We start from the raw sequence: 17843 nt of genomic DNA, 5'->3' as shown, positions 1-17843 counted from the left end.
CATCATTCTTAATAATAATCTGGATAGCAATCGATTTAATATCGAAATAAGGAAGCACCCATGAACGATCAAGTGATAATTTTTGATACGACCTTACGTGATGGTGAGCAAGCATTGGCTGCAAGCCTAACGGTAAAAGAGAAGTTACAAATTGCATATGCGCTTGAACGACTGGGTGTAGATGTTATCGAAGCTGGATTCCCAGTTTCTTCTCCAGGTGATTTTGAATCCGTTCAAACGATTGCACGAAATATTAAAGGTAGCCGTATTTGTGCTCTTTCTCGTGCCGTAGCAAAAGATATTGACGCAGCAGCAGAAGCATTAAAAGTTGCAGAGCAGTTCCGTATCCACACTTTCATTTCAACCTCAACGGTTCACGTTCAAGATAAGCTACGCCGTAGCTACGACGATGTTGTCGAGATGGCAGTAAAAGCCGTCAAACACGCTCGTAACTACACTGATGACGTTGAGTTTTCTTGTGAAGATGCAGGGCGTACACCAATCGATAATTTATGTCGTATGGTTGAAGCCGCGATCAACGCAGGTGCTAAAACGATCAACATTCCAGACACCGTTGGCTACACCGTACCTAACGAATTTGGTGGCATTATTCAAACGCTTTTCAATCGTGTTCCAAACATAGACCAGGCAATCATTTCGGTTCACTGTCACGATGACCTAGGCATGTCTGTTGCGAACTCTATCGCCGCGGTTCAAGCAGGAGCTCGTCAAGTAGAAGGCACAATAAATGGTATCGGTGAGCGTGCGGGTAACTGTTCACTAGAAGAAATTGCGATGATCATCAAGACGCGCGAAGAACTTTTAGGCGTAACGACTGGTTTGAAATATGACGAAATCCACCGTACAAGTAAGTTAGTTAGCCAACTTTGTCATATGCCAATTCAAGACAACAAAGCGATTGTCGGTGCTAATGCATTTAGCCACTCTTCAGGTATCCACCAAGATGGCATGCTAAAGAATAAAAACACATACGAAATCATGACGCCTGAGTCTATTGGCCTTAAGAATAAAGCATTGAACTTGACCAGCCGTTCTGGACGAGCAGCTGTGAAAAGCCATATGGACGCAATGGGTTATAAAGAAACTGAGTACAATCTAAATTCACTATATGATGACTTTGTAAAACTAGCAGACCGAAAAGGGCAAGTCTTTGACTACGACTTAGAAGCTCTAATGTACTTCTCTAACCTTCGTGATGAAGATGACTTTTATAAACTTAACTACCTAAGCGTGCAATCTGGTAGTGTTATGTCTACAACGAGTATCAAGCTTCAATGTGGTGATGAAGAGAAGTGCGAAGCGGCTGTGGGTAATGGTCCTGTTGATGCACTTTACCAATGTATCTACCGTGTAACTGGTTATGAAATTGTCCTAGATAAGTTTGACCTTACAGCAAAAGGCGAAGGTGAAGATGGTTTAGGTCAAGCCGATATCATCGCTAATTACAAAGGTCGTAAATACCACGGAACGGGTATTTCAACAGATATCGTTGAAGCGTCAGGTGAAGCCCTATTACATGTAATCAATAGCATTCACCGTGCCGATCAAATTGCGGAAATGAAACAAAATAAAGCCGCGGCAGAATAGACACACCAAATAACAGACACCTTAGTGTCAACCTCTGTTGAGCGACATGAACGCTTTAAATAAGAGGGGTTATTTGGCACTAAGGACAAAGAATAAAGTGAGCACACTAAGCTCAGTATTAGAATTAAAGGATTAACATGACTGAAAAATCATACAAAATTGCTGTTTTACCTGGTGACGGTATCGGTCCAGAAGTAATGCAACAAGCAAACAAAGTACTAAATGCAATTGAAAAGAAGCACGCGATTAGCTTCTCTCGTGAAGAGTATGATGTAGGTGGCATTGCAATTGATAACCACGGCTGCCCACTACCTGAAAGTACAGTAACAGGTTGTGAAGAATCCGACGCCGTGTTGTTTGGTTCTGTTGGCGGTCCTAAATGGGAGCACCTTCCACCGAATGATCAACCTGAGCGTGGTGCACTACTTCCACTGCGTAAACACTTCCAACTGTTTTGTAACCTACGTCCTGCGCAGATCCATGCCGGCTTAGAAGATTTCTCGCCTTTACGTGCTGATATTTCAGGTCGAGGATTCGATATCGTTGTGGTTCGCGAACTGACAGGTGGTATTTACTTCGGTCAGCCAAAAGGTCGTGAAGGCGAAGGTCCGAATGAAAAAGCATTCGACACTGAGGTTTACCACCGCTACGAGATCGAACGTATTGCAAAAATTGCTTTTGAATCTGCACGTCTACGCAATAAAAACGTTTACTCAATAGACAAAGCAAACGTACTACAAAGCTCTATTTTATGGCGCGAAGTTGTAGAGGAAGTCGCAAAAGATTACCCAGATGTAAAACTGAGCCATATGTACATTGATAACGCAACGATGCAGCTTATCAAAGACCCTTCTCAATTTGATGTAATGCTATGTTCAAATATCTTCGGTGACATCATTTCTGATGAGTGTGCAATGATCACAGGCTCTATGGGCATGCTTCCTTCTGCTAGCCTAAATGAAAGTAACTTCGGTCTATACGAACCCGCAGGCGGCAGTGCTCCTGACATTGCAGGAAAGAATATCGCAAACCCTGTTGCACAAATCCTTTCTGCTGCTCTAATGCTACGTTACAGCCTAGGCGAAGAAGCAGCGGCACAAGATATCGAAACAGCAGTATCTAAAGCTCTGTCTGCTGGCGAGTTAACTGCTGATCTTGCAGGTGATAACCAAGCACTTACAACCTCAGAAATGGGCGATAAGATCGCTGAGTACATTTTAGCTTCGTAAGCTCTAAGCTCTAAGCTCTAAAATTAAAGCAAGCACATAAGAATAATATCAAGCCAAATCATAAACATCTTGATTTGGCTTGAAACAAACACTGGGACTGATGCCCCAAGGAAGAAAAGCTATGTCGACAAACCAGCAAGCAAAAACCTTATACGAAAAAGTTTATGACGCTCATGTTGCAGTTGCAGCTAAAGGCGAAACTCCAATTCTTTATATCGATCGCCACCTAGTCCATGAAGTTACGTCGCCACAAGCTTTTGATGGTCTGCGTGAAAAAGGTCGTAACGTTCGCCAAGTGAACAAGACTTTCGCGACTATGGATCACAACGTATCGACACAAACTAAAGATATCAACGCTTCTGGTGAGATGGCTCGTATTCAGATGGAAACGCTATCGAAGAACTGTAAAGAGTTTGGTGTGACGCTTTACGACCTAAACCACAAATACCAAGGTATTGTGCACGTGATGGGGCCAGAGCTAGGTATTACTCTTCCGGGCATGACGATTGTGTGTGGTGACTCGCATACCGCGACTCACGGTGCATTTGGTTCATTGGCATTCGGTATCGGTACTTCTGAAGTTGAGCACGTTCTAGCAACTCAAACGCTAAAACAAGCTCGCGCTAAAACTATGAAGATCGAAGTAAAAGGTAAGGTTACTCCAGGTATCACAGCTAAAGATATTGTACTAGCGATCATTGGTAAGACTACGGCAGCCGGCGGTACAGGCTACGTGGTTGAGTTCTGTGGTGAGGCAATCACTGACCTTACGATGGAAGGTCGTATGACGGTATGTAACATGGCGATCGAACTGGGCGCGAAAGCAGGCTTAATCGCTCCAGATGCAACGACATACGAATACATCAAAGGCCGTAAGTTCTCTCCAGAGGGCGAAGACTTAGACGCAGCTATTGAATACTGGAACACATTGAAAACCGATGCTGATGCTGAATTCGATGCCGTTGTAACGTTAGAAGCAGCAGACATCAAACCACAAGTTACTTGGGGGACTAACCCAGGTCAGGTTATTTCGGTAGACACACCGATTCCAGCACCAGAAAGCTTCGCTGACCCTGTAGAAAAAGCATCGGCAGAAAAAGCTTTGGCTTACATGGGGCTTGAGGCGGGTAAATCTCTATCTGACTACAATGTCGATAAAGTGTTTGTTGGTTCTTGCACTAACTCTCGCATCGAAGACATGCGTGCAGCAGCAGCGGTAGCGAAAGGTCGTCAAGTTGCGAAACATGTTCAAGCATTAATCGTCCCAGGTTCTGAGCAAGTAAAAGCACAAGCAGAAGCAGAAGGCTTAGATGTTATCTTTAAAGAAGCCGGCTTCGAATGGCGCTTACCAGGTTGTTCGATGTGTCTTGCAATGAACAACGACCGCTTAGGTCCACAAGAGCGCTGTGCTTCTACATCAAACCGTAACTTTGAAGGTCGCCAAGGCCGTGATGGTCGTACGCACCTAGTTAGCCCAGCAATGGCGGCCGCAGCGGCTATCGCTGGTCACTTTGTCGATATTCGTGAACTTTAATTAGAGGATTTAACATGTCAGGTTTTCAACAACACACCGGATTAGTCGTTCCTCTAGATACGGCCAACATTGATACAGATGCTATCATTCCAAAGCAGTTCTTACAGAAAGTTAACCGCATTGGGTTTGGTAAGCATTTATTCCACGACTGGCGCTTCCTAGATGATGCTGGTCAGCAACCAAACCCTGAATTTGTGATGAACGAACCACGCTACCAAGGTGCATCGATTCTATTGGCTCGTGAGAACTTTGGTTGTGGTTCATCTCGTGAACACGCACCGTGGGCACTTGCCGACTACGGCATTCAAGTGATGATCGCTCCAAGCTTTGCCGATATTTTCTACGGCAACTCAATCAACAACCAGATGGTTCCTGTTCGACTAACGGAGCAAGAAGTTGATGAGATTTTCCAGTTCGTTGAAGCGACTGAAGGTGCTGAAATCAACGTTGATTTAGAAGCAATGAAAGTCAGCGCTAACGGCAAAGAATACTCGTTTGAAATTGATGAGTTCCGTCGCCACTGCTTACTGAATGGCTTAGATAATATCGGTCTAACACTTCAGCATGCCGATAAGATTTCAGAGTTTGAAGCTAAGATCCCAAGCTTCCTAAAATAAGAAACCTAAGATAAAGTTGCACGGTTCTGTGTACACACAAAAGGTTGGCCTAGTGCCAGCCTTTTTTATTTGGCTTAACCTCTTTAATTAGACCAACATCTTTATTTAACTGAGCCTGAAAGAAAATAGTGAGCCGTAAGGTCTTAATAGTCAGTCATCAGGAGAATGCCATGAAACAACTACTTTTAATTGTCAGCCTACTTTTCTCAACCTTAGCTTGGTCTGCGCCTAAATCCGAACTGTGGCCATACTGGAAGCAAAGTAATGAAGCAAACCCAACACAAGTCTCCCACCAAGATTGGCAGCAATTCCTCGATAGCTATTTAGTTAAACAAGGTCAACACACCCTAGTACATTATCAAGCGGTGAGCACTGAAGACAAAGCAAAGCTGGAACAGTACATCAAGCTATTGGAACAGGTAAATCCGATAGACTATTCAAAAGCTGAGCAGTATGCCTACTGGGTTAACCTATATAACGCAGTGACTGTCGATTTAATTCTCAATGCTTACCCGATTAAATCCATCACTAAACTCGGTGGGCTATTTAGTTTCGGTCCCTGGGGAGATGACGTGGTAGTGGTCAATGGTAAGTCACTAACACTCAATGACATTGAACATCGAATCCTAAGACCTATTTGGCAAGATCCGCGTACGCATTATGCAGTGAACTGTGCAAGTTTGGGTTGCCCTAACTTACAGTCTGAAGCTTTTACCTCAGACAACACTGAGACCTTATTAGAACAAGCGGCAACTGAGTATATTAATAGCAATAAAGGCGTGTTGATTGAAAATAATAAGCTTCAACTATCATCGATTTACGAATGGTTTGCTGTGGATTTTGGTACAGAAAAACAACTCATTCAACACTTAGATCAATATCGAACAAAGCCGGTAACGAACACTAATAAAATCAGTTATGACTACGATTGGTCGCTTAATCAAGTAGACTAATATCAACACAAAAATATCGATAACGTTAAATAAAAAGAGGCTAATGGCTTTTATTAACCATTAGCCTCTTCTCAGTTATTTGACCGTAGTTCGACCATTAAAAGCTTGAGCCTGGCTGCTGCAGAAACTCAATTTCATCCTCAGTCGAAGTTCTTCCTAATACCTCATTCCGATGAGGATAACGGCCGAATCGTTCGATAATCACCTTGTGCTTAAACTCAAAATCTAGATTATTTTCCAATCCCGTTTGAGAAAAAAGCCCAACAGCTTGTTCATGCATAAGCAAAGATTCGCTATGCATATAAGGCATATACAAAAAGCTTTTCTGCTGTTGGTTAAGCTGATGATCAAAGCCGCCCGCAACTGCTTCCTGAGCTAAAGCTAAAGCCATTGGATCAGCCAAAAATGCAGTAGGGCTATTTCTGCCAATATTCCTAGAAAACTGGTCCAGCACAATAATCTCAGCTAAACGCCCTTGAGCGGTTTGGCGCCATTCAAATAGTTCACCTTGAATGGCTGCTTTGTGCAGTTCAGAAAAACGGGATTCAATCAAAGCATCAATCTCTTCACCACCAGCAAACCAGTCCTTAGGCGTCAGTTCATCAAACCAAAACTCTAGAACACCATGATAAGTTACTGTCATATAATTCCCTTTAATAAACAACCGAGTGATTTTGTTATTTCTCGGTTTAGTGTTCGATCACTTAAAGCCTTTAACCTTCTTAATTAGGTCATAAGCATTCTGAATTTCTTGCGATTTCTCTTTCGCAACATTCATCATTTCAGGCGGTAAACCTTTCGCCATCAGTTTATCTGGGTGATGCTCATTCATCAGTTTACGGTAGGCTTTCTTAACCTCTTTACCCTCAGCACTTTCACTTACACCAAGAACTTTAAACGCGTCTGCCAATTGATTTTGCTGTGAAGCCTGTTGCCAACCCGAGGATTGACCAGCCCCTTGCTGACCACCAAAGCTTCCACCTTGCTGCTGAAAACGAAAAGCAGCTTCTTGCATTTGTAAACGACGCTCTAATTGCTCAGAAGAAAAACCTAGCCCTCGCGCAATTCTGTGCAGAACTTCTCTTTCACTAGGGTGTAAATCACCATCAGCAAATGCTGCAGACACTTGCAATTCAAGGAAGAATTGAAGTAAATCAAATCGACCACCTGAAGAAATTTTTACTCGCTCTAAAATATCATTAAGCGGAAAGTCGCTTTCTTTGCCCTCTCGAAAGGCATCTTGTGCTGCTTTACGCTGCTCACCGTGCAAATTCATCCGTTCCATCATAGTGGAAGCTAGCTGAATCTCTTCTCGTGTCACTTGACCTTTTGCTTTCGCTACATGCCCCATAACAGCAAAAGCAGCTTTAAAGAACTCATTCTGCTTTTCTGCTTGATTCGGACCGCGACCAAAACCTGAAGAATTAAACCCCGATTGATTCAAGCGACGAGCTTTATCGAATTGGTGCCCTAAAAAAAGCCCGAAGATCAGACCTAAAGGGCCGCCAAACAAAAAGCCAAAGAAGGCTCCTAAGATTTTGCCAAATATCTGCATTATGTGTTCTCTATCAATGAATTTTTTTCGAGTAACGCGGTCTTATAGTGCCTGATGCCATTATTTCCTTTATCATAAGGAAAGCGCTTTATTCAGTGGATTGATATTAAATCAGCCCTTCTTTTTGTGACATAGGATCGTTCACTTCATGCAATGTTTCTCCCGCACTCTGTTAGCTGCTTCTATTAGCACCGCATTATTTGTGCCGACAACTCAAGCTGAAACAACCAAAGACAGTGTGCAGGAAATGCCCTCTGCAGATCAATGCTTGATCACGCCTTCGGATAATTCAGACCTTCAATTACCAGCACAAGTTGAAGCCGATCGACTTGAAGCGATTAACGGTCAAAAAGCCAGTTACTCTGGAGACGTAAAAGTCACGCAAGGAAACAAAATTATTCTTGCCGATAAAGTCACTCTACATCAGCAAGAAAATATTGTCGTGGCTGAGGGTGATGTTACTTTCAATGATGGCCAAGTTAAAGCTACATCCAGCAAAGTGACCAATAATCTAACAACAAATGAATTTGAGTTAGAAGATACACAATATGAGTTTTTATGTGAACAAGGTCGTGGCGAAGCGATATATATAACGAAAACGGGCAAAGCTATCTATGAAATGACTGATGGCTCAATTACTTCGTGTCCTGAAGGTGATAATTCGTGGAGACTCAAAGCGTCTAGTATTCAATTAGACCAAAATGAGGAACAAGCCACTCTTATTAACCCCCGCTTTGAAATACAAAGTGTGCCTGTTTTTTACCTTCCATACATGACAGTTCCCGTGGGTGACACTCGTAAAACGGGCTTCCTTTATCCAACCGTTTCTTATGGCTCCAGCGATGGTTTTGAAACCGAGATTCCATTTTATTGGAACATTGCACCAAATTACGACCTTGAAGCCACGTTGAAACAGATGCAGGAAAGAGGCACTCAGCTTAATTCCGAATTCCGCTACCTCACCCACTTTGGTCAAGGCAGCATAAAATCTGAATACCTCTATGATGATCAAAAATACCCAACAGAAGGTAACCGTTGGGGGGGGCAGTTTACCTTTGATGGTATTTACCAAGAATCTTGGAAATTCAATGTCGATTACTCTCAAGTTAGTGATGTTAACTACTTTACCGATGTCGACTCTTCAATCGGTAATCGAGAAGATGGGCAACTATTGCAAACCGGAGAAGTGGCTTATCGTACCCAAAACTGGGATACATCGCTTGCAGTTCGTGATTTCCAAGTCTTAACGGAAGAAGGTAACCAACCGTATAGGTTGATGCCACAGCTTAAATTTAACTATTATGCACCTATCGTATGGGATATCGTCGAAATAGACATGAAGTCTCATTTATCACGTTTTGATACAGACGCAGCAGGTAAGCCGTCAGCGACGAGAGTACATATAGAACCAGGTGTTAAAGTTCCACTAAGTACAACTTGGGGTACCTGGACAACTGAGGCTCGAGTTCTCGGAACCTACTACCAACAAGACCTTAATGGTGTTGATACAACAACGGGTTCAAGTTACGAAGGGCTTGAAGAAAAAGTTTCACGAATTATTCCTGAATTTAGAAGCCATGCTGGGCTTGTTTTAGAACGCGATACCACGGTTCTAAATGGTTACACCCAAACACTAGAACCTCAAGTGCAGTACCTTTTTGTACCGGAAGAAGATCAAAATGATATTGGCTACTACGATACGACTTTACTTCAAACCGACTACTATGGACTTTTCCGTAGCCGGAAATACAGTGGCGTAGACCGAATAGCAGCAGCAAATCAACTAAGCTACGGTGCATCATCCCGCTTTTATGATGATGCTTACAAAGAGCGCTTGAATGTTTCCTTCGGCCAAATTTTCTTTATTGATAAAGATACAAAATCGCCAGATGCCAATAACACAGAAGAGTCAAAATCAAATTATTCTTCTTGGGCTGTAGAAGTAGACTTCAATTATGACGATTACTTTTTCTATCATGGTGGCGTTCAGTACGACATTGATTCAGGGTCAATGCAACTCGCAAATAGCACCTTTGAATACAAGCTGGATAAAGGTTTTGTTCAAACAAACTATCGCTACGTAACGAAAGAGTATATTGATGATAACGTCGGTGAAAGTATTCCTGATATTAACTCAATTACTCGAGAAGGTATTTCCCAAGCAGGTATAGTCAGTGGTTACCAATTCACACAAAACTGGTATGCCAGCGCTCAGTACTATCATGATATGAACGAAGATATTGCGATTGAATGGCTAGCAAATCTGCGCTACACCTCTGATTGTTGGTATGTAGGCATGACATACAGCAACGAGTTGAGAAATTGGTCTGGTGACACCGGCTACGCGAATCCAGATTCAAATCCTGAGTATGAAAATAACTTCAGCATTAACTTTGGTATTGTTGGTTTTGGCACCAATATTGGCTCAGGTTCTACAGAAAAGGGTTATGACAGCTCAGGTAACTCTCTTGAATATGGTCGCCCATTCTTCTTAAATAACTAATTTTTCTTTATTGATGTTGAATCAATAAGTTTCAAAGGACTACAAATGAAATTGTGGAAACAAACCCTACTTGCTATTGCAACTGCATGTAGCTTTTCAGCCGTTCACGCAGCACCAGTTGAATTAGATAAAGTAAAAGTCATTGTGAATGAAGGTGTCATATTACAAAGTGATATTGATACATCATTAAAAACACTTCGCGCTAATGCAAAGAAAAGTAGCCAAGCTCTGCCATCTGAAGATGTACTGATTGAACAAGTCCTTGAGAAGCTGATCATTGATACCATTCAAAACCAAGAAGCCGAGCGTATTGGAGTTCGAATAGATGATACTCGCTTGAACCAATCTATCGCTGATATAGCAAAAGAGAACAATCAAACGATTGATGAACTCACAGCTTCTGTCGCATCTGAAGGGTTAACTTACACTGCTTTCCGAGAGCAAGTACGTAAAGAAATTGCAGCAAATGAAGCTAGAAATGCTCTTGTTCGTCGACGTATCAATATCCTACCAGCAGAAGTCGATAACCTTGCAGACATCCTTGCTCAAGAAACTAACGCGACTGTGCAGTATCAAATTGGTCATATTCAACTAAGATTTAATGATGACCAAACGAAAGAAGAGCTTGAAACTCAAGCGAATGAACTTGTTGAAAAACTGAATGCTGGTGAAGACTTCAGCACAATGGCTTACACCTATTCTAAAGGTCCCAAAGCACTGCAAGGCGGAGATTGGGGCTGGATGAGAAAAGAAGAGATGCCAACAATATTTGCTGACCAAATCAAAATGCAAAACAAAGGCAGTGTCATTGGTCCGTTTAGAAGTGGTGTCGGTTTCCACATTCTTAAAATTGAAGATATCAAAGGGTTAGAAACCGTAGCGGTTACCGAGGTCAATGCTCGTCATATCCTTCTTAAACCAACAGTTATCCTTAGTGATGACGGTGCAAAACAGCAATTAACTGAGTTTGTTCAAAGAATTAATGCTGGTGAGATTACCTTCGGAGAACTGGCGCAGCAATACAGTCAAGATCCTGGCTCAGCAGTTCAAGATGGTGAACTAGGTTACCAAACACCAGATTTATATGTTCCCGAGTTTAAGCACCAAGTAGAGACCATCGCTAAAGGTCAAATCAGTGAACCTTTTAAAACAGTACACGGCTGGCATATTGTCGAAGTGTTAGACCGTCGTGAAGTCGATAGAACGGATTCAGCATTAAAGAATAAAGCATACCGAATTCTATTTAACCGTAAATTCAACGAAGAAGCGGGCGCATGGCTCCAAGAACTACGAGCAAGTGCCTTTGTAGAAGTGGTTCAGGAAGACCAAGATGACAACTAAACCGAACTCTGAAATCAAGCGTATCGTAGTTACGGCTGGTGAACCGGCGGGAATAGGTCCGGATCTGACCCTTTCCCTTTCTCAAGAGAATTGGGAGCATCAAATTGTTGTCTGCGCAGATAAACACATGCTTGCAGAAAGAGCCTCACTTCTTGGTATTGATGTCGATCTCATTGATTACGATGCCAAAAAACCAGCTTCGGCTCAACGCTCAGGAACATTAGTAGTTAAGCACATTCCATTAGCCGTGCCAGCTCTTGCTGGTGAGCTCAATGAAGCGAATGGTCATTATGTATTAAATACTTTAGAAACCGCCGCAATTGGCTGTATGAATAATGAATTTGATGCTATTGTCACCGGCCCTGTTCATAAGGGTGTAATTAACCGTGCTGGCGTTGCATTTAGCGGCCACACTGAGTTCTTTGCAGAAAAGTCCAATACTCCACTCGTGGTGATGATGTTGGCAACTGAAGGGCTGCGTGTTGCACTTGTAACAACACACATCCCTCTAGCTTATGTATCTCAAGCTGTAACCGAAGAAAGACTAGAAGAAATCATCAGAATTCTTCACAAAGATTTAGTCGATAAATTCGCAATTGAGAAACCGACCATTTATGTCTGTGGGTTAAACCCACATGCAGGTGAAGATGGCTGTTTAGGTCGTGAAGAAATAGAAACCATCACACCAACGCTAGAAAAAATTCGTCAACAAGAAGGTATAAACCTGATTGGTCCATTGCCAGCAGATACCATCTTTAATGAAAAATATTTGCAAGATGCAGATGCTGTTTTAGGTATGTATCACGACCAAGTACTCCCTGTATTAAAATACAAAGGTTTTGGTCGCTCAGTGAACATCACACTTGGTTTGCCGTTTATTCGAACATCTGTCGATCACGGTACAGCCTTAGACTTGGCAGGAAAAGGTCAAGCCGATACAGGGAGCTTTAGAACAGCGCTCACGCACGCCATTGAATTAGTAGAGAAAAAACAATGAGAAATGATGTCCACTTAGGGCACAAAGCGCGTAAACGTTTTGGTCAAAACTTTCTAAACGATCCATACATTATTGATGGCATCGTATCTGGAATCAATCCACTTCCAGGTCAAAATCTAGTTGAGATCGGCCCTGGTTTGGGCGCAATTACTGAACCAGTTGGAAAGCTGGTCGATAAGCTAACAGTAATTGAATTAGATAGAGATCTAGCAGAACGTCTACGAAATCATCCAGATCTTGCAGAGAAGCTAACAATTCATGAAGGCGATGCTATGCGTTTCGACTTTAATGAATTAGTGAAGCCAAATAACAAACTGCGTATCTTTGGTAACTTGCCATACAACATTTCAACGCCGTTAATGTTCCACCTTTTTGAATTCCATAAAGACATTTCTGATATGCACTTTATGCTTCAAAAAGAAGTGGTGAATAGACTAGCGGCTGGTCCTGGCAGTAAAACATATGGCCGTTTAACTGTGATGGCGCAATATTACTGCAAAGTAACACCTGTACTTGAAGTGCCACCAACAGCGTTTGTTCCGCCACCAAAAGTAGATTCAGCAGTAGTTCGCCTTCAACCATACGAAGTACTTCCTTACCCTGCGAAGAACTTGAAATGGCTTGATCGTGTTTGTCGTGAAGGTTTCAACCAACGACGTAAAACAGTACGTAACTGTTATAAAACTCTGCTGAGTAAAGAGATTCTAGAAGAGCTTGGAGTGAATCCAGGTATGCGCCCTGAGAATCTGACTCTAGAACAATTTGTTGATATGGCAAACTGGCTAGAAGACAATCACAGCGCTGAAAAGCAATAATGAAAAGGCTCCTACACTTCGGTGAGGAGCCTATTTTTTAGTTGAGGGATCAAGGAGCAAATATGGATATCTCTACGCCCTGCATCAAATGCCAAGTACACACTAAATACATAAAAGAACAATCACAACCAGATAAAAGCCGCTATGTTTTTGCCTATATCATTACAATCAAAAATCTAAGTAAAAGCACAGTCCAATTAATGACTCGTCGATGGCTAATCACCGACTCCAATGGTAAGCAATTAACTATCGAAGGTGATGGTGTGGTGGGGCAACAGCCTATTATAGAACCCAATGATGAATACACTTACACCAGTGGAACCGTGATTGAAACGCCTGTAGGTGTTATGCAAGGGCACTATGTAATGGCAGATCAAGATGGAAACGACTTTTTCGCGGAAGTAGATCCTTTTAGGTTAGCGATCCCTAACATTCTTAACTAACGAGAGAGCCTTCGTGTCTAACTATATTGTTGGTGATATCCAAGGTTGTTTCGATGAGCTGCAACTTTTATTAAACAAGATTAATTTTGACCGTAAAGTCGATACTTTATGGGTGGCCGGAGATCTTGTCGCAAGAGGACCAAAGTCTCTAGAAACTCTACGTTTTATTAAGTCTCTAGGGCAATCAGCAAAAGTCGTCTTAGGTAATCACGATTTACACCTTCTTGCAGTATCTCTAGAGCTGTTTCCAGCAAAAGCAAAAGATAAAACGCTCCCTATTTTGGAAGCGCCTGATAAATTAGAACTTCTGGAATGGCTTCGACACCAACCCTTAATGCAAGAGCATAACGAATTTGTTATGAGCCATGCGGGCATTTCACCGCAGTGGAATTTACCTCAGGCTCGCTCTGCAAATGAAGAAGTCACTTCTGTATTACAATCTGAAAATTGGCGTTGGTTGATAGGAAACATGTACAGTAATGAGCCAGACTATTGGGATATCGACCATACTGGAATAGATCGCTATCGCTATATTATCAACAGCTTTACTCGCATGCGCTTTTGTTCCCATGACGCCCGTTTAGACATGGCATGCAAACTACCACCAAAAGAAGTCACTGACGGCTCTTATATTCCATGGTTCGAATTACCGAGCAGGATCAAATTAGAAAAAACCGTATTATTTGGTCACTGGGCTGCACTGGAAGGGTATTCAGGAAAAGAAGTCATTGGGTTAGATACTGGATGTGTTTGGGGCGGTGAATTAACAACACTAAGGTGGGAAGATAAGAAATTCTTCACACAGAAAGCAATATAGGTCTAAACCTTATTTGCATAGCTTGCTTTACACCAGTAAAGCAAGCTATTAGAAAACTATAAACGCTCTAAAATAGTAAATTCCATATCGTAAGCATTTTTTTCATCAGCTCGATAAGCTTCACTTGTAACCTTATTCCAGCCCTCTCCCCAATCAGGAAACTGAGTATCACCCTCAACAGAAAGACCTATATGTGTTAAATACAGCTTATTCGCCAGAGGTAAACAGCTCGAATAAATCGCCCCCCCGCCAATAATCATCACTTCATCAACATTATTAACGACTTCAAGCGCGGCTTCAATTGAAGTCACGGTTGTCACACCTTCAATAGATAATGATGAATCACGACTAATCACGATATTTAAACGACCAGGTAAAGGACGACCAATAGACTCATAAGTCTTACGCCCCATCACTACAGGTTTTCCCATAGTAGAACGCTTAAACCAAGCAAAATCCGCAGGTAAATGCCAAGGCATTTGATTATCTTTACCAATTACACGGTTATCTGCCATAGCAGCAATCATACTTATGATCATGTGAGTGTCAGTCCTATTCAATTACGATTAAAGAAATTCATACAGACCCAAAAAAACCACGATTAAACAATGGGTCTGCGACGATAGAATAACAGCCCTGGCATAGCTAATCCAATCGCAAGACCTGCAATGATGAACATCGCTTTAAGGAAGTTTTCCATCAACATTGCGACTAATTCAGGTGTATACCCTAAGTTATTAATCTCAACCATCGCGATCATTGCTTTAAACGCGAAGACTCCGGGGACCATAGGAATCAAAGCAGCGACGGTAAACACCTTCGGGTGAGCTAACAGTTTACGAGACCACACCACACCAATCATGCCCACAAGAGTTGCCGCAAAAAAAGTGGCCCACTCGATAGGGACACCAAACTCCATCATCAGATATCGACTGCCGTGACCAATAGCACCACCCAAGGCACAATAGATCAGCGCTCGTTGCGGAACATTAAACACCAAAGCAAAGCCTACTGCTGGAATAGAGGCAAAGAACATATCATTCAATAAACCAAGTAACAGATCGAATGTCATCATTGCCCCACCCATCCAAACACACCTGAGATATTCATTGCCGCTACAATGCCTAAGCTCGTAGCAAGAGTCAGTAGACTCGCCATCGTAAAACGTGCAATCCCCATATTAATGTGGCCCTTCAACATATCGGCAACAGAATTAATAAGAGGGAAACCTGGCACAAGCATCAGAACGGAAGAAGCCATAACAATAGTGGGCTGATCTCCAATCTGATGAAGTACAGCCTGAGCTGAAATGACAGTCGTCACAAATGCTGTGACAGCAAAGTTCATGAATGGATTGAAATGGCGATGACCAATTTCTTGTCTAACAATCATTCCACATGCAGAAGCCAAGAACGTCATCATAAATACATGCCAATCACCACCAGCAAGCCTGCTAAATGAAGCACATGAAAGGCCGATCATGACTACAACAATCCATCGGTTATAACGAGCAGGGCTAATTGCATCAAGTTTTTCTTGAGCGAGAGATCTATCCAAGATCCCTTTTTCCAGCATGATACAAATACGCTGAATTTGCGTAATAACAGACATATTAATACCGCGGTCTGCACAACTTCTTGTGGTCGTTATGCAATGATCATCCATAACGGTTGTCACAACGAGTGCATTAGCAGATAACGCTACTTCAACTTCCTTCACGCCACTCGCTAACCCAATACGGCGCATTATATCCCCAACGAGTGTACTCTCTGCTCCATGAGCCAGAAGCATTTGTCCTGATTGAGCGACTAATCGAGAAATCGCCCTTTGTTTCGATGCCATGATTTCCTTCCCATAGGCTAATAAATTTCAGAGATCGATTTTGCACGAAAACCAACCGCTTCAACATGATTTAGATACAAAAAAACCGCAATTTACATTGCGGCTTTCTTTAATTAACTAATGATTAGTCACGAACATAGATAACATGACCGTCATCTTCTTCGTCGTCCCAATCATCCCAGTCGTCGTCATCTTCAGTAACAACATTTTTACCACTCATTGCATCTTTATGGTAGTCGTCCCACATGAAGTTAACTTTTTCTTCTTCTACAAATTCTTCCACTTCACGCGGTAAGTGATCCATGAAGTCAGCAAGCTTCAAGCAAAGCTCTTTCGTACCACGTTTATTCACTGCTGAAATCTTGTAGTGTTCACCTTCCCAACCTAAAGCATCTAAGATCTCTTGGATCTTTTCATCTGCATCTTCTTCAGGCATTAGATCAACTTTATTGAAGATCAACCAGCGAGGTTTTTGTGCCACTTTTTCACTGTATTGCTCAAGTTCATCCATGATCGTTAGTGCATTTTGAATCGGGTCTGACTCATCGATCGGCATAATGTCAATCATATGAAGAAGAACACGACAACGCTCTAAGTGCTTAAGGAATCGAATACCAAGACCAGCACCATCTGCAGCACCTTCGATCAGACCAGGAATGTCCGCCACTACGAAACTTTTCTCTGGGACAACACTTACCACACCTAAACTTGGGATTAAGGTAGTAAACGGGTAATCAGCTACTTTTGGTTTAGCTGCAGATACAGAACGAATGAACGTTGATTTACCCGCATTTGGCAAACCAAGCATACCAACATCAGCAAGAAGAAGTAGCTCTAAGCGTAATTCACGAACTTCACCTTTAGTACCCATTGTCTTCTGACGTGGAGCACGGTTTACTGAAGATTTGAAACGAGTGTTACCTAACCCGTGCCAACCACCTTTAGCAACCATGATAGTTTTGCCGTGTTCTGCAACTTCAGCAACAATCTCATTAGTGTGAATATCTACAGCTCGAGTACCAACTGGTACTTTCAGCGTAATATCTTTACCACGCTTACCAGTACAGTTACCACCACGCCCATTTTCACCACGCTCAGCGTCATAAAAACGTTGGAAACGGTAATCGATTAGTGTGTTTAAGTTCTCGTCAGCTTGAAGGTAAACATCACCGCCATCACCGCCATCACCACCATCAGGACCGCCTTTAGCAACGAACTTCTCGCGCCAAAAACTAACTGTACCATTACCGCCATCACCGGCTTCTACTTTTACTACCGCTTCATCAACGAATTTCATTTTTTACTCCGCACTGTGCGTTGCGATATCAATCGCGAGGGACTGATATAAATTCTAGCAGATCCGTATTTAGATCGATCACCTAAGATCTTCGACCAACCTGCAATAAGGAACAAATAAGAAGCCACTCTTTACTTCATCAAACAAAACTTAACTTTATAGCTATAGTTCATGTTCAAGCTCTAAGCTCTAAGCTCTAAGCTCTAAGCAAAAAGTATCTGCTTTTTTATTCCCGCTATAAATAAAAAACCCCACCGAATCGGCAGGGCTTTTGAATTCAGCTTAAAAGCTA

17 protein-coding genes are annotated in these 17843 nt (G+C 42.3%); 11 read left to right on the top strand and 6 right to left on the bottom strand.

All coding sequences use genetic code 11. From position 1 onward, the window contains the following. The first annotated feature begins 60 nt into the window (after positions 1-60). The 5 genes from leuA to OCU78_RS01940 all read left to right on the top strand — a co-directional run bounded on the left by leuA (position 61) and on the right by OCU78_RS01940 (position 5941). The gene (gene leuA / locus OCU78_RS01960) at positions 61-1608 is read left to right on the top strand and encodes a 2-isopropylmalate synthase (protein ID WP_137374436.1); all 1548 of its coding nucleotides are present in this window, start codon (positions 61-63) and stop codon (positions 1606-1608) included. 137 nt (positions 1609-1745) lie between these two features. Next, complete coding sequence (gene leuB, locus OCU78_RS01955; protein WP_137374435.1) at positions 1746-2837, top strand: 3-isopropylmalate dehydrogenase; 1092 nt, start codon at positions 1746-1748, stop codon at positions 2835-2837. Positions 2838-2958: 121 nt separating this feature from the next. Next, on the top strand, positions 2959-4371 hold the full coding sequence (gene leuC / locus OCU78_RS01950; protein ID WP_137374434.1) for a 3-isopropylmalate dehydratase large subunit: 1413 nt from the start codon (positions 2959-2961) through the stop codon (positions 4369-4371). A gap of 14 nt (positions 4372-4385) precedes the next feature. Next, on the top strand, positions 4386-4988 hold the full coding sequence (leuD, locus tag OCU78_RS01945; protein ID WP_137374433.1) for a 3-isopropylmalate dehydratase small subunit: 603 nt from the start codon (positions 4386-4388) through the stop codon (positions 4986-4988). A 170-nt stretch (positions 4989-5158) separates the two neighbouring features. Continuing rightward, positions 5159-5941 carry a DUF547 domain-containing protein gene (locus OCU78_RS01940; RefSeq protein ID WP_137374432.1) on the top strand — a complete coding sequence of 261 codons (783 nt, stop codon included), beginning with the start codon at positions 5159-5161 and terminating at the stop codon, positions 5939-5941. 97 nt (positions 5942-6038) lie between these two features. Here the strand turns inward: OCU78_RS01940 and OCU78_RS01935 are convergent, their stop codons facing one another. Both OCU78_RS01935 and djlA read right to left on the bottom strand, forming a co-directional pair. After that, complete coding sequence (locus OCU78_RS01935) at positions 6039-6584, bottom strand: DUF924 family protein (protein WP_137374431.1); 546 nt, start codon at positions 6582-6584, stop codon at positions 6039-6041. A 57-nt stretch (positions 6585-6641) separates the two neighbouring features. Further along, on the bottom strand, positions 6642-7496 hold the full coding sequence (gene djlA, locus OCU78_RS01930) for a co-chaperone DjlA (RefSeq protein WP_137374430.1): 855 nt from the start codon (positions 7494-7496) through the stop codon (positions 6642-6644). Between the two features lie 148 nt (positions 7497-7644). Here djlA and lptD point away from each other — a divergent pair, with 148 nt between their 5' ends. The 6 genes from lptD to OCU78_RS01900 all read left to right on the top strand — a co-directional run bounded on the left by lptD (position 7645) and on the right by OCU78_RS01900 (position 14412). After that, the gene (gene lptD / locus OCU78_RS01925) at positions 7645-9999 is read left to right on the top strand and encodes an LPS assembly protein LptD (RefSeq protein ID WP_137374429.1); all 2355 of its coding nucleotides are present in this window, start codon (positions 7645-7647) and stop codon (positions 9997-9999) included. Positions 10000-10044: 45 nt separating this feature from the next. Then, complete coding sequence (gene surA, locus OCU78_RS01920) at positions 10045-11340, top strand: peptidylprolyl isomerase SurA (protein WP_137374428.1); 1296 nt, start codon at positions 10045-10047, stop codon at positions 11338-11340. Next, positions 11330-12337 (top strand): 4-hydroxythreonine-4-phosphate dehydrogenase PdxA, encoded by a 1008-nt coding sequence (gene pdxA / locus OCU78_RS01915; RefSeq protein WP_137374427.1) that lies wholly within the window; start codon positions 11330-11332, stop codon positions 12335-12337. The genes surA and pdxA overlap by 11 nt, the downstream gene beginning before the upstream one ends. Continuing rightward, positions 12334-13152 (top strand): 16S rRNA (adenine(1518)-N(6)/adenine(1519)-N(6))-dimethyltransferase RsmA, encoded by an 819-nt coding sequence (gene rsmA / locus OCU78_RS01910; RefSeq protein ID WP_137374426.1) that lies wholly within the window; start codon positions 12334-12336, stop codon positions 13150-13152. The genes pdxA and rsmA overlap by 4 nt, the downstream gene beginning before the upstream one ends. Positions 13153-13214: 62 nt before the next feature. Then, positions 13215-13595 carry a Co2+/Mg2+ efflux protein ApaG gene (gene apaG / locus OCU78_RS01905; protein ID WP_137374425.1) on the top strand — a complete coding sequence of 127 codons (381 nt, stop codon included), beginning with the start codon at positions 13215-13217 and terminating at the stop codon, positions 13593-13595. A 13-nt stretch (positions 13596-13608) separates the two neighbouring features. Next, positions 13609-14412: a symmetrical bis(5'-nucleosyl)-tetraphosphatase gene (locus OCU78_RS01900; protein ID WP_137374424.1), complete on the top strand. Its 804-nt coding sequence runs from the start codon at positions 13609-13611 to the stop codon at positions 14410-14412. 56 nt (positions 14413-14468) lie between these two features. Here the strand turns inward: OCU78_RS01900 and folA are convergent, their stop codons facing one another. From folA to cgtA, 4 genes are all read right to left on the bottom strand, one after another. Continuing rightward, positions 14469-14951: a type 3 dihydrofolate reductase gene (folA, locus tag OCU78_RS01895; protein ID WP_137374423.1), complete on the bottom strand. Its 483-nt coding sequence runs from the start codon at positions 14949-14951 to the stop codon at positions 14469-14471. A gap of 62 nt (positions 14952-15013) precedes the next feature. After that, on the bottom strand, positions 15014-15487 hold the full coding sequence (locus OCU78_RS01890) for a threonine/serine exporter family protein (RefSeq protein ID WP_137374422.1): 474 nt from the start codon (positions 15485-15487) through the stop codon (positions 15014-15016). Continuing rightward, a complete protein-coding gene (locus OCU78_RS01885) occupies positions 15484-16254 on the bottom strand; it encodes a threonine/serine exporter family protein (protein WP_137374421.1) in 771 nt (256 codons plus the stop codon). Before OCU78_RS01885 ends, OCU78_RS01890 begins: the two co-directional genes overlap by 4 nt. A 124-nt stretch (positions 16255-16378) precedes the next feature. Beyond that, entirely contained in the window at positions 16379-17551 is a 1173-nt protein-coding gene (gene cgtA, locus OCU78_RS01880) for an Obg family GTPase CgtA (protein ID WP_137374420.1), read from the bottom strand. Positions 17552-17843 lie beyond the last annotated feature (292 nt).

The organism is Vibrio gallaecicus (assembly GCF_024347495.1).
In the GTDB taxonomy this organism is placed as follows: Bacteria; Pseudomonadota; Gammaproteobacteria; order Enterobacterales; family Vibrionaceae; genus Vibrio; species Vibrio gallaecicus.
The sequence above is the reverse complement of the archived record's forward strand: the minus strand, read 5'-3'. Positions and strand labels throughout refer to the sequence as shown.

Bases quoted from the DNA above. Each gene is read 5' to 3' on its own strand.
- leuA (WP_137374436.1), top strand. From the start codon at position 61: ATGAACGATCAAGTGATAATTTTTGATACGACCTTACGTGATGGTGAG.
- leuB (WP_137374435.1), top strand. From the start codon at position 1,746: ATGACTGAAAAATCATACAAAATTGCTGTTTTACCTGGTGACGGTATC.
- leuC (WP_137374434.1), top strand. From the start codon at position 2,959: ATGTCGACAAACCAGCAAGCAAAAACCTTATACGAAAAAGTTTATGAC.
- leuD (WP_137374433.1), top strand. From the start codon at position 4,386: ATGTCAGGTTTTCAACAACACACCGGATTAGTCGTTCCTCTAGATACG.
- OCU78_RS01940 (WP_137374432.1), top strand. From the start codon at position 5,159: ATGAAACAACTACTTTTAATTGTCAGCCTACTTTTCTCAACCTTAGCT.
- OCU78_RS01935 (WP_137374431.1), bottom strand. From the start codon at position 6,584: ATGACAGTAACTTATCATGGTGTTCTAGAGTTTTGGTTTGATGAACTG.
- djlA (WP_137374430.1), bottom strand. From the start codon at position 7,496: ATGCAGATATTTGGCAAAATCTTAGGAGCCTTCTTTGGCTTTTTGTTT.
- lptD (WP_137374429.1), top strand. From the start codon at position 7,645: ATGCAATGTTTCTCCCGCACTCTGTTAGCTGCTTCTATTAGCACCGCA.
- surA (WP_137374428.1), top strand. From the start codon at position 10,045: ATGAAATTGTGGAAACAAACCCTACTTGCTATTGCAACTGCATGTAGC.
- pdxA (WP_137374427.1), top strand. From the start codon at position 11,330: ATGACAACTAAACCGAACTCTGAAATCAAGCGTATCGTAGTTACGGCT.
- rsmA (WP_137374426.1), top strand. From the start codon at position 12,334: ATGAGAAATGATGTCCACTTAGGGCACAAAGCGCGTAAACGTTTTGGT.
- apaG (WP_137374425.1), top strand. From the start codon at position 13,215: ATGGATATCTCTACGCCCTGCATCAAATGCCAAGTACACACTAAATAC.
- folA (WP_137374423.1), bottom strand. From the start codon at position 14,951: ATGATCATAAGTATGATTGCTGCTATGGCAGATAACCGTGTAATTGGT.
- OCU78_RS01890 (WP_137374422.1), bottom strand. From the start codon at position 15,487: ATGATGACATTCGATCTGTTACTTGGTTTATTGAATGATATGTTCTTT.
- OCU78_RS01885 (WP_137374421.1), bottom strand. From the start codon at position 16,254: ATGGCATCGAAACAAAGGGCGATTTCTCGATTAGTCGCTCAATCAGGA.
- cgtA (WP_137374420.1), bottom strand. From the start codon at position 17,551: ATGAAATTCGTTGATGAAGCGGTAGTAAAAGTAGAAGCCGGTGATGGC.